Source organism: Faecalicatena orotica (assembly GCF_003149245.1).
In the GTDB taxonomy this organism is placed as follows: domain Bacteria; phylum Bacillota; class Clostridia; order Lachnospirales; family Lachnospiraceae; genus Faecalicatena_A; species Faecalicatena_A orotica.
Window position 1 is genome coordinate 1 of record NZ_QGDL01000021.1, and the last position, 23,376, is coordinate 23,376.

The 23,376-nt window shown below is 43.1% G+C and carries 18 protein-coding genes, 2 pseudogenes and 1 CRISPR repeat array; of the genes and pseudogenes, 19 read left to right on the forward strand and 1 reads right to left on the reverse strand.

Features of this window, described 5'->3' with window-relative positions; translation table 11 throughout:
• Positions 1–206: pseudogene (locus tag A8806_RS24090) on the reverse strand (IS1634 family transposase); the annotation flags it as partial.
• Between the two features lie 252 nt (positions 207–458).
• On the opposite strand from A8806_RS24090, the gene cas6 reads away from it, so the two are divergent.
• From cas6 to A8806_RS24185, 19 genes and pseudogenes are all read left to right on the forward strand, one after another.
• Positions 459–1,367 (forward strand): CRISPR system precrRNA processing endoribonuclease RAMP protein Cas6, encoded by a 909-nt coding sequence (gene cas6 / locus A8806_RS24095; RefSeq protein ID WP_109733717.1) that lies wholly within the window; start codon positions 459–461, stop codon positions 1,365–1,367.
• Between the two features lie 11 nt (positions 1,368–1,378).
• Positions 1,379–2,356, forward strand: a complete 978-nt coding sequence (locus A8806_RS24100) for a DUF6602 domain-containing protein (RefSeq protein ID WP_109733718.1) — start codon at positions 1,379–1,381, stop codon at positions 2,354–2,356.
• Positions 2,322–4,043, forward strand: coding sequence for a Cas10/Cmr2 second palm domain-containing protein (locus tag A8806_RS24105; RefSeq protein ID WP_242996259.1), 1,722 nt, complete (start codon positions 2,322–2,324; stop codon positions 4,041–4,043). Before A8806_RS24100 ends, A8806_RS24105 begins: the two co-directional genes overlap by 35 nt.
• Positions 4,040–6,199, forward strand: coding sequence for an RAMP superfamily CRISPR-associated protein (locus tag A8806_RS24110; RefSeq protein ID WP_109733719.1), 2,160 nt, complete (start codon positions 4,040–4,042; stop codon positions 6,197–6,199). Before A8806_RS24105 ends, A8806_RS24110 begins: the two co-directional genes overlap by 4 nt.
• Positions 6,162–7,721 (forward strand): RAMP superfamily CRISPR-associated protein, encoded by a 1,560-nt coding sequence (locus A8806_RS24115; RefSeq protein WP_242996260.1) that lies wholly within the window; start codon positions 6,162–6,164, stop codon positions 7,719–7,721. Before A8806_RS24110 ends, A8806_RS24115 begins: the two co-directional genes overlap by 38 nt.
• On the forward strand, positions 7,702–8,325 hold the full coding sequence (gene csx19 / locus A8806_RS24120; RefSeq protein WP_109733720.1) for a type III-D CRISPR-associated protein Csx19: 624 nt from the start codon (positions 7,702–7,704) through the stop codon (positions 8,323–8,325). Before A8806_RS24115 ends, csx19 begins: the two co-directional genes overlap by 20 nt.
• 13 nt (positions 8,326–8,338) lie before the next feature.
• Entirely contained in the window at positions 8,339–10,573 is a 2,235-nt protein-coding gene (locus A8806_RS24125; RefSeq protein WP_242996261.1) for a TIGR03986 family type III CRISPR-associated RAMP protein, read from the forward strand.
• 188 nt (positions 10,574–10,761) lie between these two features.
• Positions 10,762–11,125: direct repeats of the CRISPR family, unit length 32 nt; unit sequence GTCACTTCCTGCGTGGAAGTGTGGATTGAAAT.
• Between the two features lie 309 nt (positions 11,126–11,434).
• The gene (locus tag A8806_RS26350) at positions 11,435–11,647 is read left to right on the forward strand and encodes a hypothetical protein (RefSeq protein WP_109733721.1); all 213 of its coding nucleotides are present in this window, start codon (positions 11,435–11,437) and stop codon (positions 11,645–11,647) included.
• Complete coding sequence (locus A8806_RS27215) at positions 11,625–11,852, forward strand: AAA-type ATPase lid domain-containing protein (protein WP_109733722.1); 228 nt, start codon at positions 11,625–11,627, stop codon at positions 11,850–11,852. Before A8806_RS26350 ends, A8806_RS27215 begins: the two co-directional genes overlap by 23 nt.
• Positions 11,853–11,966: 114 nt before the next feature.
• The gene (locus A8806_RS24140) at positions 11,967–12,419 is read left to right on the forward strand and encodes a helix-turn-helix domain-containing protein (RefSeq protein ID WP_109733723.1); all 453 of its coding nucleotides are present in this window, start codon (positions 11,967–11,969) and stop codon (positions 12,417–12,419) included.
• Positions 12,420–12,570: 151 nt separating this feature from the next.
• Positions 12,571–13,389: pseudogene (locus A8806_RS24145) on the forward strand (Fic family protein); the annotation flags it as partial.
• 176 nt (positions 13,390–13,565) lie between these two features.
• On the forward strand, positions 13,566–14,276 hold the full coding sequence (locus A8806_RS24150; RefSeq protein WP_109733724.1) for a LytR/AlgR family response regulator transcription factor: 711 nt from the start codon (positions 13,566–13,568) through the stop codon (positions 14,274–14,276).
• Between the two features lie 14 nt (positions 14,277–14,290).
• Positions 14,291–15,610, forward strand: a complete 1,320-nt coding sequence (locus tag A8806_RS24155; protein WP_109733725.1) for an ATP-binding protein — start codon at positions 14,291–14,293, stop codon at positions 15,608–15,610.
• An 83-nt stretch (positions 15,611–15,693) separates the two neighbouring features.
• Positions 15,694–18,756, forward strand: coding sequence for a glycoside hydrolase family 3 N-terminal domain-containing protein (locus tag A8806_RS24160; protein ID WP_109733726.1), 3,063 nt, complete (start codon positions 15,694–15,696; stop codon positions 18,754–18,756).
• A gap of 190 nt (positions 18,757–18,946) precedes the next feature.
• Positions 18,947–19,555 carry a type IV toxin-antitoxin system AbiEi family antitoxin domain-containing protein gene (locus A8806_RS24165; protein ID WP_109733727.1) on the forward strand — a complete coding sequence of 203 codons (609 nt, stop codon included), beginning with the start codon at positions 18,947–18,949 and terminating at the stop codon, positions 19,553–19,555.
• Positions 19,555–20,451, forward strand: a complete 897-nt coding sequence (locus tag A8806_RS24170; protein WP_109733728.1) for a nucleotidyl transferase AbiEii/AbiGii toxin family protein — start codon at positions 19,555–19,557, stop codon at positions 20,449–20,451. The genes A8806_RS24165 and A8806_RS24170 overlap by 1 nt, the downstream gene beginning before the upstream one ends.
• A gap of 95 nt (positions 20,452–20,546) precedes the next feature.
• Positions 20,547–21,182: a peptidylprolyl isomerase gene (locus tag A8806_RS24175; RefSeq protein ID WP_109733729.1), complete on the forward strand. Its 636-nt coding sequence runs from the start codon at positions 20,547–20,549 to the stop codon at positions 21,180–21,182.
• A 188-nt stretch (positions 21,183–21,370) separates the two neighbouring features.
• Positions 21,371–21,733 (forward strand): BlaI/MecI/CopY family transcriptional regulator, encoded by a 363-nt coding sequence (locus tag A8806_RS24180; protein WP_109733730.1) that lies wholly within the window; start codon positions 21,371–21,373, stop codon positions 21,731–21,733.
• A gap of 2 nt (positions 21,734–21,735) precedes the next feature.
• Positions 21,736–23,358: a M56 family metallopeptidase gene (locus A8806_RS24185; RefSeq protein ID WP_109733731.1), complete on the forward strand. Its 1,623-nt coding sequence runs from the start codon at positions 21,736–21,738 to the stop codon at positions 23,356–23,358.
• Positions 23,359–23,376 lie beyond the last annotated feature (18 nt).

The following is a 23,376-nucleotide window of genomic DNA, read 5'->3' on the forward strand; positions in this document are numbered from 1 at the left end:
CTTTTATACTTTAAAGTTTCTAGGCGTGCTTCTTCTTCTGCCCACGCCATAACACCGTCCCTGTCGGTACCGAGACGTTTTGACAGTTCCGCCAGGGTGCCTAATTTCCGGATGGTCTTCGAAGTGCTTTTGCCCTGGGCGTTGGTATAGGATTTGGTAATATAAAAGGATTCAGAATTCTTTGATTTTGATGTAGTCACGCGCATAGTAATCACCTCAATATAAGTATACCACATATCACTAAATATTACTATATATTAAATTAAAATAGTTGACAAAAAAAGCGCCTATTTCTAGGCACTATAAGGGTTTTTCTTTTATGCAACTGTCAAACGCCCGGGTCTTATATCGTAAACAAATAGCAAAAAATGATAAGATCACGCGTGAATCTCATGTGACAGTATTTTTTTGCCGTTAATTGGTATATAATGGAAGAAAGTATATAAGGGGGATCGGGTATGTTTGAATTTTTAAAAAAGATAACTCTGCGGGCATCTTATGAGTGTCAGGAATCAGGCACTTTACCAGGTTATATGGGCTCTACAGTGCGGGGGATTCTGGGACATTGCATACGTGACTTCTGTTGTGACCGCCAGCAGGAAAAATGTTTTCGATGTGAGAAGCGGGGAATCTGCCTTTATGTCCAGTGCTTCAGTAATACTGGAGGAGAAGCAGGGGCGATTAATCCATATACACTGTATGTTCATGGACAAGGAAAGGAAAATTGGGAGAAAGGGGATGTGTGCACATTTGACCTTACTTTACTTGGCAAAGCTGCGGAACAGGCAGGAGTCTATCTGGATGCGCTGCAAGCGGCTGAGCAAAAGGGATGGGGCGCAAAGAGGCTATCTTTTAAGTTGAGGCAGGTAATAGAACCGGAATCAGGAAATCTGATTTATGCCGGCGGGAAAAGCTGGATTCGAAATTTGTGCCCCAAGCCGCTAATGATAGCAGACAGAAATGTTTCCTACGCAAGCCTTACATTTGATACGCCTCTTAGAATCGTATCAGGAGGGGATTTATTTGAGACATTGCCGTTTGAGGTGCTAATGCAGTTTATGATTCGGAGAATATCATTATTGACGACAGCCTGCACGGATTTTTGTATGGAGTGGGATGAGGAAAATTTGCTTGCACATGCGAAACAGATCAGAATCCTGTGTGAAAACTGGAAGGACGTGGGATTCTCCAGATACTCAATGAACCAAAAGACGGGAAAATTGGAACTTCCTTCTAAAACAGGATGGGTATTGTATGAGGGGGATTTATCCGGTTTCGTGCCGATATTGGAGGTCGGACGGTATCTGAGAGTTGGGAAAGGGGCAACGATTGGATTTGGGCACTATGAGATATCGTATGATAAATAGAAGGTGAAAATATGGGAAATACAAAGACTTACACAGATGTTATGAAGATGCTTGCTCAGAATTACGAAGAGATAGAGCATTCAATTGTGAATCAATTGATGCTGAACGTTTTTAATCATTATTTGACAGAGGGAATGTATCGGGAAGGGGTATGGAAATCTTTATTTGAAATGATTATCCCGAAAAAGTATTGCATTGAACAAGGGGTATTCATTATTGACTCATATGGCAATAAATCAAAAGAAGTTGATTTGGCTATTTACGATGAATTATATACTCCCTACATTTTTAATTATGAAAATGTCAGATTCATCCCCATAGAGGCAGTGGCTGCCGTGGTACAATGTAAAAGTAATGGCATAGAGTCAGAAGATATTTTGGAATGGGCGGAATCAATAGATAAACTGCTCACTTCATTAGATTCAGTCACAAGGATGGCAACGGGAATGACAGATAATTATACGGATACAAGGAAGGTGACTCAGACAGCTACCCGCCCAATCAAAATTTTGTGCGCACTAGCGGAAAATATTACAAATGAAGACTTAAAAAAAGAGTTTGATATCATACTGACAGTAGATAAAGATAAGAAAAAACTAATTAAATTTGTCAGAGAGGAAGACAGCTCATTAAATACGTGGAATTGTTCCCTGAATCATGCAATGGAAGGAACAGAGCCGGAGTCTCGTGAATTGATAAAAGAGAAAGCTGATAGACAGGCAAGAATATTCAACAAAGAGGGAACAGGCAATGCGAGACCGCATCTTCTCCAAGATTTGAAAATCGGTCAGGATAAAGGAAACGGGGTAGAAGAAAATGTCCTCCTTTCCCTGATTTTCCAATTGAACCAGTTCCTCATGGTTTTAAATAACCCAATGCTTTTCCCGCACCGGGCATATGCAGACACGTTTAATAGGATACTGAATGGTTATGACAGAGAACAAGGAGAGGGACATGGACAGGAAAAAGAGCATGGAAAAGAAAAGTAATGATTATATTTTAGCGAAATATGATGTAAGCGGGATTCAGAGCTATATATTTGCAACGGACCGTCTCCGTGAAAACGCAGGGGCATCTTATCAGGTAACCAGAATTCTGGAGGAATTTCTTCCTGAGGCCATGAAGGGAGTATTGTCTGATAATGGTGAAGTTAAAACTGTAATAACTAAGTGGGACAGGCAGGATAGCCTAAGTCTTCCGGAGGATGAGGGGATTCAGGCTGAGATTGTCTATATTGGCGGCGGCAATGCAGTCGTTTTATACAGAACAAAAGAGCAATATATCAAGGTAGGTCAGAACTTGGGCAGAAAAGTGGCAGAGAACTGTCAGGGACTTTATCTTGCGGCTGCCTGCATTGACACAAAGCTTATAGATTTTCGGTCTGATATGAAGAGGTTAGATGATCGTTTGGCGGAATATAAGCAGAAAATGGTCCGTCAGCCTGTCATGGCGCTATTTCCGGTAGTAGAGCGGGACCATTTATCTCATCATCCAATTACACATAGTATACGTTATGAAAAAGTGGACAAGGTGAGTATTGATTATTTGACTGAAATCCAATATCAGAAGCGGTATGCATATGAGCAGATACAAACGTGGAGATATGAGCAAATACACGGTTCTCAAAAAGCCAGAAGTGAAAATGTCGGGGACCAAAAAGAAAGAGGGCAAGTGGGCGATTCTTCTAGTTATGGCTTCAAGTGGCTGTATCCTGAGATTGGGGAAGGGGCTGAATATGCATATCCGGAGGAAGCGGAAATGCTGTGCAGGAAGACCGGAGAAGACAGCTATGTTGCAGTAGTACATATTGATGGAAATGGAATGGGAGCGCAGGTTAAAGAGATTATGGATACTCACATGGAATATAAAAAAGGCGTTCCATTGCTCCGTAAAAAATCGAAAGAGATAGCTATGCTTTTCGGTAAAACTTATGAAGAAGTGCTTCGGAAATTATGGGTACACCAAAATGAATTGGTGAAAGAAAGCGAAGATGGGGAGAAGATACTGCCTTTGCGCCCGATTCTGCTAGATGGGGATGATTTTACATTTATTTGTACGGCAGATTTAGCCATACCGATAGCTGCAGGTTTTATGGGGCAGTTATCCCTTTTGCAGAAGGAAAAATCAAAAAAGATAACGGCATGTGCCGGAATTGCATTTGTGCACAGTCATTTTCCTTTTTATGAGGCATACAAGATTGCCGAAGAATCTTGCTCCAGGGCGAAGAAAAAGTGGTATGGAGAAAAGCAGTTAAGAAAAGAGCGGGGCAATAGTGAAGACCCGGAAGAAGGGTATCTCGATTTTGAGGTAATTAAAGGAAGTGAGATAGGTGCATTTCAGGGGGATGAGGAATGGCAGGCAAGACCGTATGCGGTTAGGGAACAGATAAAAGAGGAAGAGCCAGGAAGCCTGAGTATTTTGTATGAGGTGCTAAAAAAGATGGAAGACTGGCCTTCGAACAGGCTGCATAAGATTTATCATGCAATGCAAAGGGGCGAAGTGGAAGTGGACAACTTACAAAGGGAGTACCAGTCAAGGGGATATCATATCGAGAAGCTGGCAGGAAACCTAAACTGGCAGGAATCGCCGCTATTTGATGCTCTGGAAGTCAGGGGGATGTGCCAGTTAGATATACTGAAAGAATTTTTAAATATACAAGAAGAGGTAAGCCGATGAAGAGATGGGATTTAAAAATTGTGCTAAAAAGCGATTTATGTACGGCGACCGGTGAGAATGTGCCGGGGATTACCAATGTAAAGACAGCCTTGGAATATGGCATCCCTTATGTTCCTGCAAAAAGAATTAAGGGCTGTCTGGTGGAGGCGGGCCGGGAAATGGCTGATAATGGGATTATAGAAGAAGGTATGATGAGGCAGCTTTTTGGTGCTCCGGGCCTGGAACGTGAAAAGGGTGTATATATACAGGATGCCCATCTACATTCTGCGCCTAAGTATCTTTTTGGATTAAATGAGGAAGGCAGTTTTACTATCAAAGATTATGAACAGTTTCGGAAGGCAGCAGAGAACTGTCCAGAGATAGAGGATAGTTTTTTGGAAGAGGTTTTTACCAGAAGGCGTGCTCGTACAGCTATTGATGCAGAGCTGGGGAGTGCACAGGCGCATTCTCTGCGTACCGTTCAGACTGTTCCGGCAGGGATTGTTCTGAAAGCCCGGCTGGAAGGTGAACTGAGCGATGAAGGTGAGAGGGCATTGGAGCTCTGCGCTAAGGGATTACGCCATATGGGACTTGGGATTACAAGAGGGTTCGGGGAGGTACGCTGTTCGTTAGAAATGGTTTCTTCCGGGAAACGGGATTGTGCAGTGCCTGTGAATCAGTATAAGAGAGGGCTGTTAGAAGAATTTTCCCCGGAAGAGGAAGTAGAACTGGCGTATGAGATCAGATTGGATTCACCTGTAATTGTGGAGGGAGATACTGGGGCGCATATGGATTGTCTGCCAGGGGCAGCAGTATTGGGTGCGCTGGCAGGCATGTATATCAGAAAATATTCATTAGGGGCTAATGCACATGAAGACGTGAACTTCAGGAGAATATTTCTTAGGGACGGGGTACAGTTCGGATATGGTTTTCTGAAAAAGGGGGATAAACAGTATATACCGTGTCCGAAAGCATTGGCTGTGAAAAAGGATGACCAAAGCGAATGGTTTAATATATGGTGCGAAAATCCCCGCAGGAAGGACATTAGCGGTCAGATATTTTTGGAGGATAATGAATTGCATGTTGCCGTACCGCAAAAAGAGATACACTTTCACCATGCCCGTCCGGCAGACAGAGGAATTGCCCACGCATTGAATGACCGTGCAGAGGATACTACCCACCAGACGGGGCAGTTTTTCGAATATATTGCATTGTCAAAAGGGCAGGTGTTCGCGGGCACTTGGAAGGGAAGGGCAAAAGATATCGAAAAGCTTGCGGAATGTCTTGCAGACAATGCCTGGCGTTTGAGGCTGGGACGTTCAAAAACAGCAGAGTATGGGGAATGTACCTTCTGTATAAAAGGGGTAAAACGTTCTGGACAGGGGAAAAGTCCGGCAGTTACGGGGAAGGAGTGGCTGGTATGGCTTGTGAGTCCAATGGTTCTGGAAGATGAAAACGGCGGTCCTTTTTTTGAATGGAGCAGTATAAAAGAACAGGCAGAAAAAATAATGGGGTATCCAGCTAAGGAGTTTAAGTCAGCCTGCAGCTATACAGTGGTGAACGGCTATAACAGCAAGTGGAGGATGCCTTCCATTTCATATCCGGCATTAGCGGCCGGAAGTGCATTTTACATAACATTAGATACGGACGAGGATATCAGGATAAGTGAACTGGAAGGGAAAAGATGGGGGCTGATGACTGGAAAAGGCTGCGGACAGATAAAATTAGAGCCTTGGTCCAGAGTGGATAAAGGGGGAAATATTTGTAATTCGGATGAGGGACATCCTCCTGCTCCAGAAACGTCAGGGAACGAATCGGATGACGGCATGCTGGCGCAGTTATGCAGCTATTATGAAGAGAAGACGAAATGCGAAAACCTTTCGTTAGACAAACTGGATACAATCAAAAGAGAAGAACTTCCGCCTTCTTCTTCCATAGAGTTGCTGCTGCAGATACTGCGCAGTCAGAATGGGGAGCCTGGATTTTATGAAGAGATTAAGCTACAGGCTGAGAAGATAGCCAAAGAGAGCAAAAAGAAACGGGTGCTGGAACTGATAGCTCCCTGTCAGGGAGAGTCCTATGAATTTATGAAGCATTATTTAGAGAATGCAAAATGGAAAGCGAGGAGCAGGGATAAGGATGAAAATAGAGAGAGAAAGCCGGACTATGAACCGTGATTTACCGCAGACTTCTCCGAAAGGTACAGATTACGGGAGGCCCTTTGGATACAATAAAATCTGCGGACGCCTTTGTATTGAACTGGAGGGAAGCCTTGCATCTGCGCTGTCTATTGGCTCAGGAGAACAGGAAAAGACGGACTCAGATGTGATTCTGGATAGTAAAGGAAATCCTTTTATTCCGGGCAGTGCGCTGGCTGGGGCGCTAAGGGCATATACGGGAGAAATTGGACGGAAAAAAGAAGCAGATCAACTTTTTGGAAAACCTAAGGATGAATCGCCAGGGGGAGATAGTGACCGCCAGAGTCGGATATTTGTCTACGATACACAGATACAAAATGCACAGATTGGAATCCGTGATGGGGTAAGGCTTGGAGAGGCAAAGACGGCGGACCCTAAATCAAAATATGAGATTCAGATTATAGAGAGCAATGGTAATTTTAAAATGCGGCTGGAATTTATAGAACGGGAATCCCAAAAAGTACAGAAAGATTTAAAGAAGCTCATGGATGATGATTTGCGGCTGGTATGGAGCTGGGTGCATGGGTTTACAACAGGAGAACTCCGGTTGGGAGCCAGGAGCCAGAGGGGATTTGGACAGTTTAAGATAGAAAAGGTCCGTATCAAAACGTTTAATATGGAAGAGCAGGCATCCTATCTGGAGTGGTTGGAATGGGATTGGGAAAAGCCTGATGCATTCCTTCTGGAGGAATCTATAGATATAACTCATGGGGCAGAGGGACAGTATGCCAAATGGCTACGCACAGAGGGGAAGGAGGCAGTCCGAAAATTTATCCACTGTTTCGAAGTGCCACTGGATATCCCTTACACGTTATTGATCAGGACATATAGCACGGCCTTTAAAAGAATAGACGAAATGCCGGATTATGAACAATTGACAGCAGGGGGGGGAGGGGAAGAGGCTTTGATACCCGGCAGCAGTATTGCAGGTGCTTTCCGAAGTCACATCGCGAAGATTATAAAAGAGATTGCCCACTTTGAAAGCTGGGAAAAGGCACAAAGCAGGCTAAACCCTTTCTTTGGCACATGGATGAAAAATGATGCAAAGAATGGCGGGAATGGTGATAAAATTCTTGCCTCGAGAATCATATTTGAGGAGACGGTGGTGAATGGCGGCAATCAGCTTCCGGTATTTCGGAACGCCATCGACCGGTTCACAGGAGGGACTGTGGAAGGTGCTTTATATGAGGAGGTTCCCTGGACAGGGGGGAACGTGCTTCTGAGAATCTTCTTACAAAAGGACAGGCATAAAGAGGGCACGCAGGATTCGGATGATATAATCTGTGGACTTCTGTTATGGGCGATTCTTGATTTGCAGGCAGGCATCCTTCCAATTGGCGGGGAGACGGCGATTGGCAGGGGGATCTTTAGCAGCTCAGGTAAAAAAGGGGAGGAAATCTTATTGGATGGACAACCACTGAGTGAGCAGAAAAAAGAAAAGTATTTGCAAAGGGCAGTGCAATGGGCAAAGGAGACAGAGGATGAATGTACAGAAGGATAATGCCAGAGAAGGATATAAAAAGATAGAGTCAAAATCAGAAGAGGAGATAAAAGAAACGGTTAAAAAATATTTTCCGGAGGGAGCCTATCTTTATGCTGTGATGGATTACGCCGTTGGCTTTGGAAAATATGAAAACAAAGAATTCTACATAGGCTTAGGGAACCATACTGCGTTGGAACCTCTTTCTTGGGAATATACAAGAGAATTACGTATTTTTGATGGAGCCGGAGAGTTATGGCTGAAGCTAGCCGGAGACGAATGGAAAGGGCGGTTTCGCGGAAGTCTGGATAGGATAAAAGAGGTTATAAAATCTGACGAAGAAACAGAATATTACATGGATGAGAAGCAGAAACTTTGGGGTGAGGTGAAGAAAGAAAATCAGGGTGGAATCCCTGGTTGGAGTCTGCTGACCTCCAACAGGGGGACACAGATACAGATACCGGTGCAGCTTCCGATACCAAAGAATCATGAAGTTCGTAACCGGGTTGGCGCTGCCATAGAGGTAAGACGATATATGCGGGTTCCAAATGCTCACAACCAGGAACTGGTTTATCAGACAGACATACGCATGAAGGGATTCTGTATATGGGAACATAATAGGTGAATAGGGGGATAAAATGAACGGATATAACATAGATGAAGGTGAAATGTATAACAGAAAAAAAGGTCCTAAAAAGAAAGATCCTATTAGAACAACGAATACTTCCCCTGCAAATGCGGGAGGGTATAAGAAAAATTATAAGAACAGTGGCAAAGAACAATCCTGTAAAAAAGGAAATACCTCTTACAATTCTGCGCAGTATAAGCCGGAAAAATATAAAGAAGGAGAGAGGTTTGTAAATCCATATAATTTTATACCTTTTGAAGGACAATGTAAGCGTGAAAGTTTAGAAGGGAATAAAGACATAGGCTATATGGGGTATTTTGACTGCAGCCTGCGTCTGTTAACACATTTGTTTATCCCGAACACATCTTCTTATAAAAGTCTTACTAATGTGGAGGATGTGAAAAAAGCAAAGAAGGATTCAAAAGGTTATGTAGTAAAAGGGTATGATTTTTTTTCTTATGATGATTTGTCGGGAATAGAACCATATACAGATCAGCCGCCGCTTCCTCCAAGTAATCCGGTAATACCCGGCAGTGAAATCAGAGGTGCTGTGCGCAGCGTATATGAAGCAGCTTTTAACGGATGTATGTCCTCCGTTGATGGAGAACGTGATATTTCACGAAGGGTGGTTGAGGTCAAACAGCCGGGAATTTTAAGAAAAGAACCAGACGGGTGGTTCCTAAGACCGTGCACAAAGGTAAGGCTGCGGGTCGAACAGGAGGAAGAGCAGAGAGAGAATCAAGAAAAAGGCAAGGCGTCTTACGAGAGAGGAATGGTAAAGAGAGCGGTTTATAATACATGGAAAGAAGGAAAGGAAATATGGGTTAAAACTGAAAAAAATAAGGTGGTTCAATATAAACCTTACAGTCCCAATTTAAGAGAAGCAAAGAGTTTAGAAGGAATGGGGTTTAAAAAGGGTTATCTTCATAAAGGCGAGTATATTGAAAAGAAAAAGTATGAGGCAGTTTTTCTTGAGGATCAAGAAGGCGGAAGGAAAGGTATTCGAGTATCAGACAAGGATGTGGAACTATTACAAATTTTGCTGAATGAGTATAGGAATGAAAAAATGAACCGAAAGGCTAAAGACGGTGAATGGTACAATGAATATGAAGTATTAGAAACGGGTACGCTTGTTTATTATACAAAAACAGAGGGAGGACGTTTATATCTGTCGCCAGCTTGTATAGGGAAAGAAATGTTCACGAAAAAGATAAATACGATATTAAAGAATAATGGGGAATATCAGCCTTGTGTAGGTGGAGAGCTTTGCTCTGCCTGCCAGATATTCGGAATGCTGGAAAAAACAGAACAGCCTAAAACATTTGCGTATGGCTCAAAAGTAAGAATAACAGATGCTAAATTGGTAAATCCCCCAAAAAACATAAAAGAACTATTCGAAGAACCTCTTGTTTTGCCGGAATTGGGAGAGCCACGTCCAAGTGCCGTTGAATTTTACACGCAATCGCCTTACCAAGAATCTGATGACTGCCAGATAGGGCAGGATAAAGGGTATTGGACTTATGATTATAAGTATCTGGAAGATGGCAAAAAAACAAAAAGAGTAGTTTTGGATGATTTTCAGCCGAAAATCAGAGGCAGAAAATACTACTGGCATCATGATGTAAGGATTGAAGATTATAAAAAGGATAACAGCCTAAATGCCATGAGGCAGAGAATACGCCCGATGAAGCCTTCAGACAATTTAGATTCTGGACCTATATTCCAATTCAGAGTTTATTTTGAAAGTCTCAGCAAAAAACAGCTAAATCAGTTAAAGTGGGCGCTTGATTTTGGAAACCCAGATTGTGCACATAAAATAGGGAGGGCGAAACCGCTGGGATTTGGCAGTGTGAGGATTAATGTTGATGAACTTCACATAAGAAAAATTGATGAAACTACAGGGCGGTGGTATATGATGGATATTGGCGCAAATGGCAATGAGAGTTTCGAAAAATTCTTTGAAGATTCACTTGTTAATATGAACAGAGTGCCACAAGCACTTAAGGTGATGGCCAACTGGGAAAATAGACCTGATAATGTCAGATATCCGTTTGGAAAGGATGAATCAGGAGCTGATCAAGGTAAAGAAAATGCCAGTGGCTCCCACCAATGGTTTACCTTTAATAAAGGGAAAAATGATTTGCATCATAACTTTATCAAGGTTCTACCTAAGGCAGAGGAAGATATTGATAAAAATTTATGTAGGGAAAAGGCACTATATGATTTAACTAAAAAGAGGAAATGAATGTCAGGTGCGAATGTGAAGTGGACATAAATTCCCCAGGAGATTCGCACCTGATAAAGTGGGGAAAATGTAGTAAAGAGGGGAGGAAATAAGGGGGAGAAATGATAATGGGTTGTAATATTGATAGAAATAGTATAAAATATGGTAGAAAAGCATAATTATAGATGGAGATATTGTGCAATTTTGCTGTCACTTCCTGCGTGGAAGTGTGGATTGAAATATCCTGCTTTTTACATCTCCAAAGTTGACATCCGTCACTTCCTGCGTGGAAGTGTGGATTGAAATTTGATTTTTTTGCATAATAAAAGACCGCTTATCGTCACTTCCTGCGTGGAAGTGTGGATTGAAATATATATAGTTGACCATCCTGCATATAGATTCCTTGTCACTTCCTGCGTGGAAGTGTGGATTGAAATCTCTCGCCGTGAATACACCAACTCCACACCGTCACCGTCACTTCCTGCGTGGAAGTGTGGATTGAAATAAACTGGTCTGGGGCATATCCCATGAAATGCGTGTGGTCACTTCCTGCGCGGAAGTGTGGATTGCAGATGAATAATAATCTTTTAGAACTTCAATTTGATGAAATCCTGTCTGTGTCAATTGCACAGCATCATCCGGAGGCAAGAAAAGGGAATCTCTTTCCTATCATCATGGATATGAGCTATGTTTATCCGTTGCCGGTATTCTATTCGTACTGTATGCAGCGAAAAGTCATTAATACCATTGATTTGAAAAAGAGAATTAATGATTTTTTCCCGTGTACTATTATTGGGGAAAAGGGAACATCCAGAAGTACGTTAACTATACCAGTATGCAAACTGGGAAAAAAGCGTACTCTCCTATTGGGTGGACTGTGCCATGTTAGACAGGCCTATTTTTGAAAAATTATTTTTATCATTCAAATCTCCGCTTTATGCGCAGGATTCTTTTTTATTTTTATTTGACCTGCCTAAACTTCAGCCAGAAATGCAGATCCTTCTGTATGATTATCTGGCAGAGAGGAACTGCAAAGATGTAGCTGCAGTGAATGAAAATAGTGGTAATTCTGATGAGAATCCTGAATTATTATAACGCAGATTATGGGAAAAGAATTTTCGGCTTTGAGGAAACTGCAATGGATGAATTGAAAAAATATCCCTGGCCGGGGAATATTACTCAACTTTCACAGATAATATCCCTATTAGTAATGCAGACAAAAGACTTATACATCAGCAATCAATGTAACGTTACCAACAGGGTGAAGAAAAAACAGTGGAGGATGCTGCAGGAGAACTGATATGTCACAATGTTAGCTATTTCCACCCCCGGTTGCGCAAATATACAGCCCCCTATATAGAGTGCAACCGTTTTATCTGCTATGATGGTGACATCAACTAAAGGAGGCTATGAAATGAATTTTTCAGAAAAATTATTAGCACTGCGAAAAAGCAGGGATTTAACACAGGAGCAGCTGGCGGAAAAACTAGATGTGTCAAGACAGTCGATATCGAAATGGGAATCGGGTCAGGCGGTACCGGAATTGGAGAAGATTGTAGCTTTAAGCGGTCTGTTTGACGTCACAATCGATTATCTTCTGAAACCATCTGAAATAGATGAACTTTCCGTAAAAACAGAGATGCTTGAAAAGCAGCAGGAACAGATGCTGGTGAGGGAAAGAAAACGCACCAAAATGATCCACTGTATCTTGTATGTAGTTGGAATTTACCTGATTTTTTTTGCGGTATACTTCGTTGGACACTTTTATCTTGAGATATGGAATGGTTCAGTGATATTTGCTGAATTTCTTGTTGCAACGGCAATCGCAATCTTCGTTACATTAAAATGCATGAAATCCCGGACATAGGTTCCGGGATTTTTTGTGATTGGGCGATACAGTTGTTAAGTGGAGGTCCATATGTTAAAATAAGCAGGTGAAATAACCGTACTATTTCGGCGCTGTTTGGAGGAGGAAATAAGGGATGAATTTTGATTACGAAAAGAATAAAGATAGTGATATGAACAAAGACCCCTTTAAGGAATATTTGAAAGAGTCTGAGCCTGATAAGCGCAGTAAAGGTTATGCATGGAGTACAGCGATCGGTTTGCAGGCGGTAGACGGATTAAAACCTTCAAAATATCTGATTGACACCGCTATTCAAAATATCGAAGGTAAAATCACGATAAAGGAAGCTCAAGATATTATTGACAGTTATTATGAGGAAAGACCGGAGGCTTCCGATGGTGAGCGTACTGAAGAAGCGGATAAGGTATCGGCACGAATTGCAGGGATACTGTCGGAAACAGCGTTTTCGTTTTCTCCAAATGAATATATATCAATCCACCGAAAATTGTTTCAGGGTATATATAAGCACGCCGGAAAGATAAGAGATTATAATATTACAAAAAAAGAGTGGGTTTTAGATGGTGCGACTGTTATATACGGAAGTGCTTCAGAACTTCGTGCTACTCTTGAATATGATTTCTCGCAGGAAAAGAGCTTTAGTTATAAGGGACTTTCAATGAACGATATTATCCATCATTTTGCGGTATTTGTTTCAGGGTTGTGGCAAATCCATATCTTTGGAGAAGGCAACACAAGAACAACCGCAGTATTCTTTATTAAGTATTTACAATCACTTGGTTTTTCTGTGACTAATGATATGTTTGCGGAAAATGCATGGTATTTCAGAAATGCACTTGTTCGTGCTAATTATACGAACCTGCAAAAAGGGATTTACGAAACAACAGAGTATCTCGAGGTGTTTCTGAGAAATCTGCTTCTGAACGAAAAAAATGAATTGCATAATCGCAATCTGCACATAAGAGGGCTTATGAAATAAGGTAAAGGGAGAGGACATATTTTCAAAGGAATTGTTATATTCGGGGTGCCGGTTAATTGCGGCACCTCTTTTTCATTTAGTTTAAGCAATGACAACCACATCAGAAAAATGCTATAATTTGTTTTATAATGCCAAAGCAGTACGTGACGCATGAAAAAGAGGTGGGAAATATGATTCGCATTGCAGTTGTAGAAGATGAAAAGGAATACCAGAGCAGATTGGACACGTATATCAAACAGTTTGAAAAGGAGAGCGGCCAGTCTTTCCAGGTTACATTTTTTAAGGACGGGCTGGATATTGTCGATGATTACAAGCCGGTATGGGATATTATCCTGATGGATATTAAGATGAAGCATATGGATGGGATGGAGGCGGCAGAAAAGATCCGCCGCAGTGACCCGGCCGTTATTCTTATTTTTATAACAACAATGGCGCAGTATGCGATTAAAGGCTACGAAGTCGATGCTCTGGATTTCGTGCTGAAACCGATTACCTACGCACAGTTTTCCATGAAGCTGAAGAAGGCGTTAGTACTGCTGAAAAAGAAGGAGGAGAAATATCTTCTGCTTCCGGTTGATGAGCGAAAAGAGCGCGTTTCTACAAATGATATTTTATTCATAGAGGTGAAGAACCATAATCTCCATATTGTATCGAGGAATAAGACATATGTTATGCGCTGCTCCATGCAGCAGATGGAACGTGAACTTGCGGAGTGTCATTTTGTGCGGTGCAGCAATTCCTATCTGGTTAATCTGAAAAATGTGACAGGGGTCCGGAAGGAAACTGTCATGGCCGGGGAATATGAACTTCCCGTCAGCAGGCCCAAGAAGAAACAGTTCCTGAAAGCATTGTCGGATTATCTGGGAACCGGATATCTGTAGAAGGAGAAAATCGTATGGAAAATCTGTCTTTCCCGATAGAATTATTTACGGCCCTGATTGTTTATGCAGTGCGTCTGGAGAAAAGGGAAAATTTCTTGAAAAAGTTTGTGTTTACAGTTTTACTGGAGTGCATGGTTATGGTGGCCCTGTTTGAATATCAAGATGGTATTCCAGTGTTTATGACAGCGGAAACAGGAATGACCGTGACGGGTACCATGCTGGTCTGTGCTTTTGTCTTTTTCCTGATGGCAGTACTGGTGTGGATTCCGTTCAGGGTATCTTTGAAGGAAGCTGTGTACTGTGCAACCTGTGCGTATCTTACGGAGCATATCGCATACTGCCTGAGGCTTATCATAAAAGGCTTCACTGGTTTAGGCACAGGTCCTGGCACGCTTCTGCATCTGGCCGTCCATGCAGGTGTCTACGTGCTGTCCTATTATATTTTTGCGAGAAAGATGGCAAAGGAGAAGCATTATGCGACCAGCGCCGTGAAGTCTTTTGGGTTTATGACAATCGTATTGTTCCTTGTTCTGGGGATGAGTGTGGCAGCTTCGGTCAGGGACTTCGAAACGATACACGGTATTTACGCCCTGTTCTGCTGTATCTTTGTCCTCTACAGCCAGTTAAAACAGATGAGCCAGCTTAGTCTCCAGGAGGAGCTAAATGTGCAGAAACAGCTTTGGATGCGCCATAAGGCACAGTACGAGATGTCGAAGGAGACGATTGATATTATTAATCGCAAATGCCATGATCTGAAACATCAGGTGGCGGCGCTTAGGGGTATCGATAATCTGGAAAAGAGGTCTGATGCGATTGACTCAATCGAGGAGTCGGTGATGATTTATGATGCCATGCCCCAGACCGGCAATACGATTCTGGATACTGTTTTGACGGAAAAAAGCCTTGTCTGCAGTCAGGAGCAGATTAACCTGACCTGTATCGCGGACGGCGGGCTTCTGGATTTTATGGATGCCGTGGATCTGTATACACTCTTTGGGAATGCGCTCGACAACGCGATTGAAGGTGTCCGGAAACTTCCGGCAGACCAGCGGTGTATCAGCCTGCTTCTGCATAAAAAGGCGGGACTGATTTTTATTCAGTTTGAGAACCCGTATCAGGATGATATCAGGATGGAAAACGGAATTCCAAGAACATCCAAGCATGACAGGAATTATCATGGTTTCGGGATAAAAAGTATCATACATACGGCTGAAAAGTACGGGGGATTTGTGACGATAGAGACGGAATATAAAATCTTTCTTCTGCGCCTTACGATACCGGCTGTGCAAGTTACGACGCAAAAAAGGCAGGCTGGGACAGACGGGAACGAATAAGGGATTTCTTGTGATATACTCCGATAAAAGCCGGTGCGGCAGGAACGCTCCGGTGGGATGAAACAGGTTTAAAGGAGGAAATCATGAAGAGGAAAGAGAAAAAGGAAGGAAAAATGTTCGGTAAGGTAATCCGCACGATTATTTCAGGCGTCCTTGCCATTGTACTGGTTGTGCTGATGGTGGCAGCCAATACTGTGCTTGCGTCAAACGACAGGATGGTAAATTGCATTCTGGGTGATGTAGACAAGACAATCGACAACTCGAAAGCGGAAACAGAAGGTCTGGACTTAAACTATAACAAGGCAGACTATACAGAAGACGAGATCGGCGATGCGGAGGCAGACCTGTCCGGGCGGATTTCTCAGGAGGGGATTGTCCTTCTGAAAAACGAAGAGAATATGTTGCCGTTGTCGGAAGACTCTACTTTTAGTTTTTTTAGTGCGAACACAGCAAAACTGACCGTAGGCGGAGGTATGCTGGGAGGCGGAACCGGCCTCAGGGATGTATATGAGGAAAAGGGAGCGAAAATCAACGATACACTCTGGCAGTTCTATGCCGAGGGGGCAGGTAAGGATTACGGACTTGCAAGTGGTTCCATCAGTTTCGGTGATGCCGAGGATTTCCGGATCAACGAGTGTCCGCTGTCAGAGATTTCGAAGGAAGCACTGGACAGTGTAAAGGATACGGTTCCGGTTTATGTTCTGAAAAGGGTGGCAGGCGAGGGCCGCGATATGCCCCGTTCCATGTATAACCATGCAGACAGTCAGGAAGATAAAGAGAGAAGCTATCTGGAGCCGGATTCTTCGGAAAGAGAAATCCTGCAGTATTTGAATGATAATTATGACAACACCGTACTTGTCGTGAATTCAAATGCGGCACTGGAACTGGACTGGCTGGCTGAGTACCCGAATATTCATTCCGTGATCTATGCCCCGGGCAGTATGGATTCAGTCACAGATGTACTGACAGGGAAAGTCAATCCCTCAGGTCGTACTGTGGATACATTTGCGGCAGATGCACTGGCATCACCGGCAGCACAGAATTTCGGGGATTATGCGTATTACAATGAAGACGGAACGGTCACAAAATATAATTATGTCAGCTATGCAGAAGGCATTTATGTAGGCTACAAATATTATGAGACGAGATACGAAGACACCGTGCTTGGTCAGGGGAATGCAGGGGAGTTTGACTATGTATCGGAAGTCTGCTATCCTTTCGGCTACGGATTATCCTACACAGAATTCCAGTGGGAGAACTTCAAAACGGCATGGGACAAAGACACGTGCACAGTCACGGTTGATGTAAAGAATACGGGAGACGTTTCCGGCAAAGATGTGGTAGAAATCTATGCCCAGAGCCCATACACGGAATATGATAAGGCCAATGGTGTGGAAAAAGCATCGGTACAGCTTGCCGGCTATGCTAAGACCGAGGAACTTGCACCCGGCGAGGCGCAGACGGTAACTGTCACATTTAAGGAAGAACAATTAAAAGCATATGACTATAAGGCTGCAAAAACTTACATTTTAGATGCCGGAGATTATTATATTACGGCGGGCAGAAATGCCCATGATGCAGTCAATAATATTCTTGCAGCAAAAGGAAATGCTGATGTACAGAAAATGACAGCGCAGGGAAATGCGGAAATGACAGCAGTTTATGTACCTGAAAATCCAGATGTAGATACAGTTACCTATGCAAAAGATTCCTACAGCGGTCAGGAAATCAGCAACCTGTTCGATGAGGCGGCAGGCGATGTGACATATCTTTCCAGAAATGACTGGCAGGGAACATGGCCGGAGCATGACGGCGAGGCGATGGATCAGGTCAGCACGTGGGGAAATGAAATCAACGGGACAGATAAAGAAGGCAATCCGGCTTCGTTTGTCTACGGGAAGACGGTCAGCAGTGAACTGCTCGCTAAGATCGACTCCTTTGACTCCTTAAGCCCTGTGGATCCTAAGAGTTTTGACGATGAAATCGTGTATGGAAAAGACAATGGGTTATCACTGATCGATATGCGTGGTCTGGACTTCGATGATGCTCTCTGGGAGGATCTTTTAGACCAGCTGACGGCAGAGGATTACTTTACAATGATTGCACAATCCGGTTACGGGACAGATTTTCTGGAATCCGTCAACAAACCGTTCTGTGTTGATGCAGACACCGCGTCAGGACTGATTTACGGCGGTACCGGGGCAATGTTCCCGAATATGATGACACTGGCACAGACATGGAATCAGGACCTTGCACTGGAATATGGGACAATGATCGGGAATGAAGCACTGATTGGCGGCGCTGAAGGATGGTACGCCCCGTCCATGAACATCCACCGCACACCGTTTTCCGGCAGAAACGGGGAGTATTACTCTGAGGATGCCTTCCTTTCAGGAACGGTTGCTTCACAGGAAGTATACGGGGCCGCATCCAAGGGCATGTATACATATATCAAACATTTCGCATTTAACGATCAGGAAAACCACCGCGGTGACAGAGAGGGGCAGTTTGCAGTCTGCACCTGGCTGAACGAACAGGCGGCACGGGAGATTTACCTGACTCCATTTGAAATGTGCATGAAGAACGGTGACGTAGAGTTGAACTATATCCGGAAAAATGACGACGGGACATACGAAAACGCAACCCGGGAAATCCGTGCCTGCCAGGCGGTCATGACAGCATTTAACCGTGTGGGATATACATGGACTGGCGCGTCCTATCCGCTGATCACAGGAATCTTAAGAGACGAATGGGCATTCAATGGATTTGTCCTGACAGATAACGCAAACACAGGCGTATTCATGGATGGATACCAGATGATCGAATCCGGGGCAGACGGGAAACTGACTTATGCGAAAGAATCCGCCCGGTTCGACTTCGATGAAAATGACCCGGCTGTATACCACTATGGAAGAGAAGCCATGCACCGCATGCTCTATACCATAGCCAACTCCAAAGCGATGAACGGCGCAATGCCGGGAAGTGTATTTAAAGATACGATGACACTGGTGGATAAAGTGAGACTGGCGATCAACATCATCTGCCCGCTGCTGATCCTTGGCATGGCTGTGCTGACTGTACGCAGATTCAGGAAGAAAAAGGCGAAAGTGAGTGTTGAGTCAACAAGTGGACAGGAAGAATCTTAAAACGAGTTATGACCAATAAGATTTAACAGATACAGGAAAGCGAAAGGGAGCTGCTGTACCGGCTGATGAATGACATCAGCGGTGTAGCAGCTCCCTTTACTATCGTTGACTTTAGAGGAAAAAACGAATATAATATATTAAACCACACCATTGATGGTGAATTTAGGTGTGGTTAAGTAGAGGTGGGAGAATGGTTCAAGAAAAGGATAACGAGATATTAAGAAAACTATTCAGGCAACATAACTATATTATGACTACCGCAGAACTTACATCTGCAAAGCTATATTACGCAGATATAAAACGGCTTATAGATGAAGGCTTAATTGAAAGAGTGAAGCGTGGCTACTATTATTGGACTGAAAATTTTGGAGAAAGTGATATTGTAATCATCAATCGTCTGTTTCCCGATGCGGTGCTTTGTATGGAAACAGCACTCTTTTATTACAAATACAGCGATAGAAATCCTGCCGAATGGAATTTAGCTATTAATAAAAATGTCTCAAGGCAGCGTACTAAAATTGATTATCCATTTATTAAGGCATATCGTGTTGAGCCAGAACTGGTTACGCTTGGAGAAACCACAGGAAAAATTGATTTTATTGATGTTTGTATTTATGATCGTGACCGAACCATTTGTGATGTATTGAGGAATATGAATAAGATGGATAAAGAAATTTTTAATAAGGCAATACAAGGATATGTAAAAGACCCGAAAAAAAATATCCCCAACCTTATGGAGTATGCCAAAGTATTGCGGGTACAAAAACGAGTTAGGGATTTGATTGGAGTGTGGTTGTAATGGCCGATAAAGCGGCTTCCGTTCTTGCAAAACTAAGAAACAAAGCAAAAGCTTCTGGCATTAGTTATCAACAGTGTTTACAGCTTTTTGTACAGGAGGAATTTCTGCGGAGACTTTCAAAATCTGGATGTGAGGATAACCTCATTCTCAAAGGAGGTCTGTTTATTTACACACTTACAAACTTTGAGAGCCGGGCTACCATTGATGTTGATTTCCTGCTCCGGGGTTATTCAAATTCAATGGACAATATTAAAGAGCTGATTAGTAAAATCATTGAAACACCTACAGGTAATGATTATATCGTGATGACTGCGAAAGGTTTTGAGGAGATCTCACCGCAAAGAAAATATCACGGTATCAGTACACAAATTATTGGGCAAATAAAAAATGTGAGGGTCCCCTTCAATGTTGATATAGGTGTGGGTGATATTATTGTGCCCAGGGCAGAACAGCGTAAAATCAATACACAGCTTCCAGGCTTTGAAGTTCCTGTTATCAAGACCTACTCCCTTGAAAGTACTATCGCCGAAAAATTTGATGCAATCCTGCAACGCTTTGAACTGACGGGGAGAATGAAAGATTTTTACGACATCTGCTATCTGGCTAGGACTTTTGATTTCAATGGGGCAAAATTGCAGACTGCAATTTTTGAAACTTTGCAGCGGCGTGGCACTCCCTATGAGAGCAATAGTTTCAAGCGGATTGTTGCACTTGCCGAAGATGAAGATATGCGAAAGCGGTGGAAATATTTCTTGAAGAACATTAAAGATGATAAGCTTGAGTTTACTGTTGTGATTGAAGAAATTCAGGCATTCCTTGAACCTGTGTTTGAGGCAATAGTAAATGAAGTTGAATGGCAAGAACAATGGAACACTTCAGTAATGAGTTGGAGGTGAGAGTATAATGTTATCTCTTATCAAAAATATCATTACAAATCAAAAAATAAAGAAGATAAAATAAAGTATATTAAGAAGCAGAAAGGATATGACAAATGAAGAAAAAAATATTAATAATCTCAGCCATTATGCTGGCTGCATTCTCACTTGCCGGCTGTCAGTCAAAGACAGAACAGGAACCAGAAGAGCAGGCACAGCAGAGTCAGGAAGACCAGAGCAATGCAGACCTCCTGTCAGGAAAGCATCATGCGGAGATAACCGTGAAGGATTACGGCACAATAAAGGTAGAATTAGATGCAGATACAGCACCGGTCACAGTGACGAACTTTGTAGATCTGGCGAATGACGGATTTTATGACGGCCTTACATTTCACAGGATCATTTCCGGTTTCATGATTCAGGGCGGAGACCCACAGGGAAATGGGACAGGGGGTTCCGGTAAGACAATAAAGGGTGAATTTTCGTCGAATGGTGTGGAAAATCCGATCTCACATGAACGCGGAGTCATCTCGATGGCCCGGTCCCGGGACTATGACAGTGCCAGTTCCCAGTTCTTTATCATGCATGAAGACACAGACTCATTAGACGGAGAGTACGCGGCATTCGGGCATGTGACAGAAGGCATGGAGATCGTGGATAAAATTTGTGAAGATACAAAAGTAGAGGATGGCAACGGCACCGTTGCGGCAGAAAACCAGCCGGTAATTGAGACAGTGAAGATTATAGATTAAGTTTTTATAATGATACAAATATAAAATCAACAAAAATGAGCGTTTAAAGTATGACAGAGTGTCTTTAAAGATATGATGGATTCTTAAGCGCCCATTTTTTATCTAAAATAAGATTGACGCATCTGGGTTTAATGTGTTAAACTCACAATAAAGGTTGAATAAATTAAACCCACAAGGAGGATGAACCAATGGATACACCGAAAGTTTTTGAAAGCGAATACCGTTTCTGTCTGATTCTGTGGGAGAATGAACCCGTTGGGAGCACACAGCTTGTTAAGCTCTGTAAAGAAAAGCTGGGCTGGTCCAAGGCAACAACCTATACAGTCATCCGCCGTCTTTCGGAACGCGGCGTTTTGAAGAATGAAAATGCCGTTGTAACATCTCTCATTTCAAAAGACGAGGTGCAGGCAGCGGAAATTGATGAACTGTTGGAGAAAACCTTTGAAGGCTCACTTCCCGCATTTGTTTCGGCATTTACAAGACACAAAAAGCTGTCATCAGAACAGATAGAGGAAATCCGCCGAATGATTGATTCTTATGAGGAGGAATAAGCATGGAGGCAGTTTTTTTACAACTTCTGAACATGAGTATTGCAGGCAGCTGGATGATTTTTGCAGTGATGCTTTTACGTTTCCCGTTAAAGAAAGCGCCAAGGTGGGTTACCTGTGTACTCTGGGGCTTAGTTGGCATCCGGCTTATTTTTCCGTTTTCAATTGAGAGCATTCTCAGTCTTATTCCAAGTGCCCAGACGATACCGGAGAATTTTGTTCATATGGAACAGCCGGCAATCAGCAGCGGGATTGATGTAGTTAACCAGATTATGAACCCGGTCCTGTCACGGCAGTTTGCACCCGATCCTGCATCCAGTGCAGACCCACTGCAGATTATTACATATATCGTGTCTGTCATCTGGCTGATCGGGATGGCACTCATGTTGTTATATATGGTTTGTAGTTTTTTTATACTAAAGGCCATAATGAGGACGGCCGTGCGGGTGCGCGGAAATGTATGGCAGAGTGAGCGCGTCAGGTCTCCTTTCGTATTGGGGATGATCCGTCCCCGGATTTACCTGCCCTTCCACATGAGTTCTGCAAAGATGAAATACGTAATAGCACATGAGAAGGCCCATATACGCCGGCATGATCACTGGACAAAACCGATAGGATTTTTAGTCTTAACAGTGTATTGGTTTAATCCGGCCATATGGGCAGCATATATCCTGCTATGCCGTGATATCGAAGTGGCCTGTGATGAGAGTGCGGTCAGAAATATGGGGGTGGACGAAAGGAAATCCTATTCTATGACGCTGCTTTCTTTTGGAAGCGGGCATCATACACCGGCAATCTGTCCGCTGGCATTTGGTGAAGGAAACATCAGACAGAGAGTTAAAAATGTTCTGAATTATAAAAAACCAGTATTGTGGATGCTGATTGCAGCAGTAATTGTATGCACGGCTGTGGCAGTATGTTTCATGACAAATCCAAAAGAAAAGATTCAGAAAGTGGATGCACTGGAAGTAGCTGTTAAAGAAGCAATACTTGAGTATTGGAAAGACGACAGAGAAGAAGTTGATTTTCAATGTGAAAGCCATGTGACTCTGGCTGAGCTGTCAGGGGAACGTACGGACGAAAAGACAGGAAAGACGATTGAAACAAAAGAGGTTTATGCAATGGTATGTGAACAGTCAGTCAGCTATGACGAGGAGCCGTTCACACTTGTAGGTGCAAGTTCCATGCCGGCAGTGCTGAGCTTTGACGTGGCTTCAGATGGTTCTTACAATCTCACAGATTATTGGGTGCCTCAGGACGGGGATTATAATGAGCCCAGTATCAGGGAACGTTTTGCGGCCCTCCCGCCGGAGGTGGCAGAAGAGGCGCTGGATACGCAGAAGTATGCGGTTTCACAGATACAGGACTGCTATACGCAGATTGTAGAGTATGGCGATGTGGACACGGCCCGGATTTTAGAAAAACTATTCGATGTGATTATGGCGTCACCAGATGAAATGTTGAGTCCACAAGATATCATACAGGCACATCCGGTAGAATATCGTGAGCTTATTTTCTATAACGATTACACCGTGCAGTATATACGTTCAAAAATCAAGGAAGACAAGGTTTCAGGAACAGAAGCGGAAGTCATGCGGCGTATCATGGCTGAGCTGACCGGGGAATAGACAAAAATGTAATGTTAG

Coding starts and splice junctions, on each gene's coding strand:
- cas6 (WP_109733717.1), top strand. CDS start 459: ATGTTTGAATTTTTAAAAAAGATAACTCTGCGGGCATCTTATGAGTGT.
- A8806_RS24100 (WP_109733718.1), top strand. CDS start 1,379: ATGGGAAATACAAAGACTTACACAGATGTTATGAAGATGCTTGCTCAG.
- A8806_RS24105 (WP_242996259.1), top strand. CDS start 2,322: ATGGACAGGAAAAAGAGCATGGAAAAGAAAAGTAATGATTATATTTTA.
- A8806_RS24110 (WP_109733719.1), top strand. CDS start 4,040: ATGAAGAGATGGGATTTAAAAATTGTGCTAAAAAGCGATTTATGTACG.
- A8806_RS24115 (WP_242996260.1), top strand. CDS start 6,162: ATGAAAATAGAGAGAGAAAGCCGGACTATGAACCGTGATTTACCGCAG.
- csx19 (WP_109733720.1), top strand. CDS start 7,702: ATGAATGTACAGAAGGATAATGCCAGAGAAGGATATAAAAAGATAGAG.
- A8806_RS24125 (WP_242996261.1), top strand. CDS start 8,339: ATGAACGGATATAACATAGATGAAGGTGAAATGTATAACAGAAAAAAA.
- A8806_RS26350 (WP_109733721.1), top strand. CDS start 11,435: ATGTTAGACAGGCCTATTTTTGAAAAATTATTTTTATCATTCAAATCT.
- A8806_RS27215 (WP_109733722.1), top strand. CDS start 11,625: ATGAGAATCCTGAATTATTATAACGCAGATTATGGGAAAAGAATTTTC.
- A8806_RS24140 (WP_109733723.1), top strand. CDS start 11,967: ATGAATTTTTCAGAAAAATTATTAGCACTGCGAAAAAGCAGGGATTTA.
- A8806_RS24150 (WP_109733724.1), top strand. CDS start 13,566: ATGATTCGCATTGCAGTTGTAGAAGATGAAAAGGAATACCAGAGCAGA.
- A8806_RS24155 (WP_109733725.1), top strand. CDS start 14,291: ATGGAAAATCTGTCTTTCCCGATAGAATTATTTACGGCCCTGATTGTT.
- A8806_RS24160 (WP_109733726.1), top strand. CDS start 15,694: ATGAAGAGGAAAGAGAAAAAGGAAGGAAAAATGTTCGGTAAGGTAATC.
- A8806_RS24165 (WP_109733727.1), top strand. CDS start 18,947: ATGGTTCAAGAAAAGGATAACGAGATATTAAGAAAACTATTCAGGCAA.
- A8806_RS24170 (WP_109733728.1), top strand. CDS start 19,555: ATGGCCGATAAAGCGGCTTCCGTTCTTGCAAAACTAAGAAACAAAGCA.
- A8806_RS24175 (WP_109733729.1), top strand. CDS start 20,547: ATGAAGAAAAAAATATTAATAATCTCAGCCATTATGCTGGCTGCATTC.
- A8806_RS24180 (WP_109733730.1), top strand. CDS start 21,371: ATGGATACACCGAAAGTTTTTGAAAGCGAATACCGTTTCTGTCTGATT.
- A8806_RS24185 (WP_109733731.1), top strand. CDS start 21,736: ATGGAGGCAGTTTTTTTACAACTTCTGAACATGAGTATTGCAGGCAGC.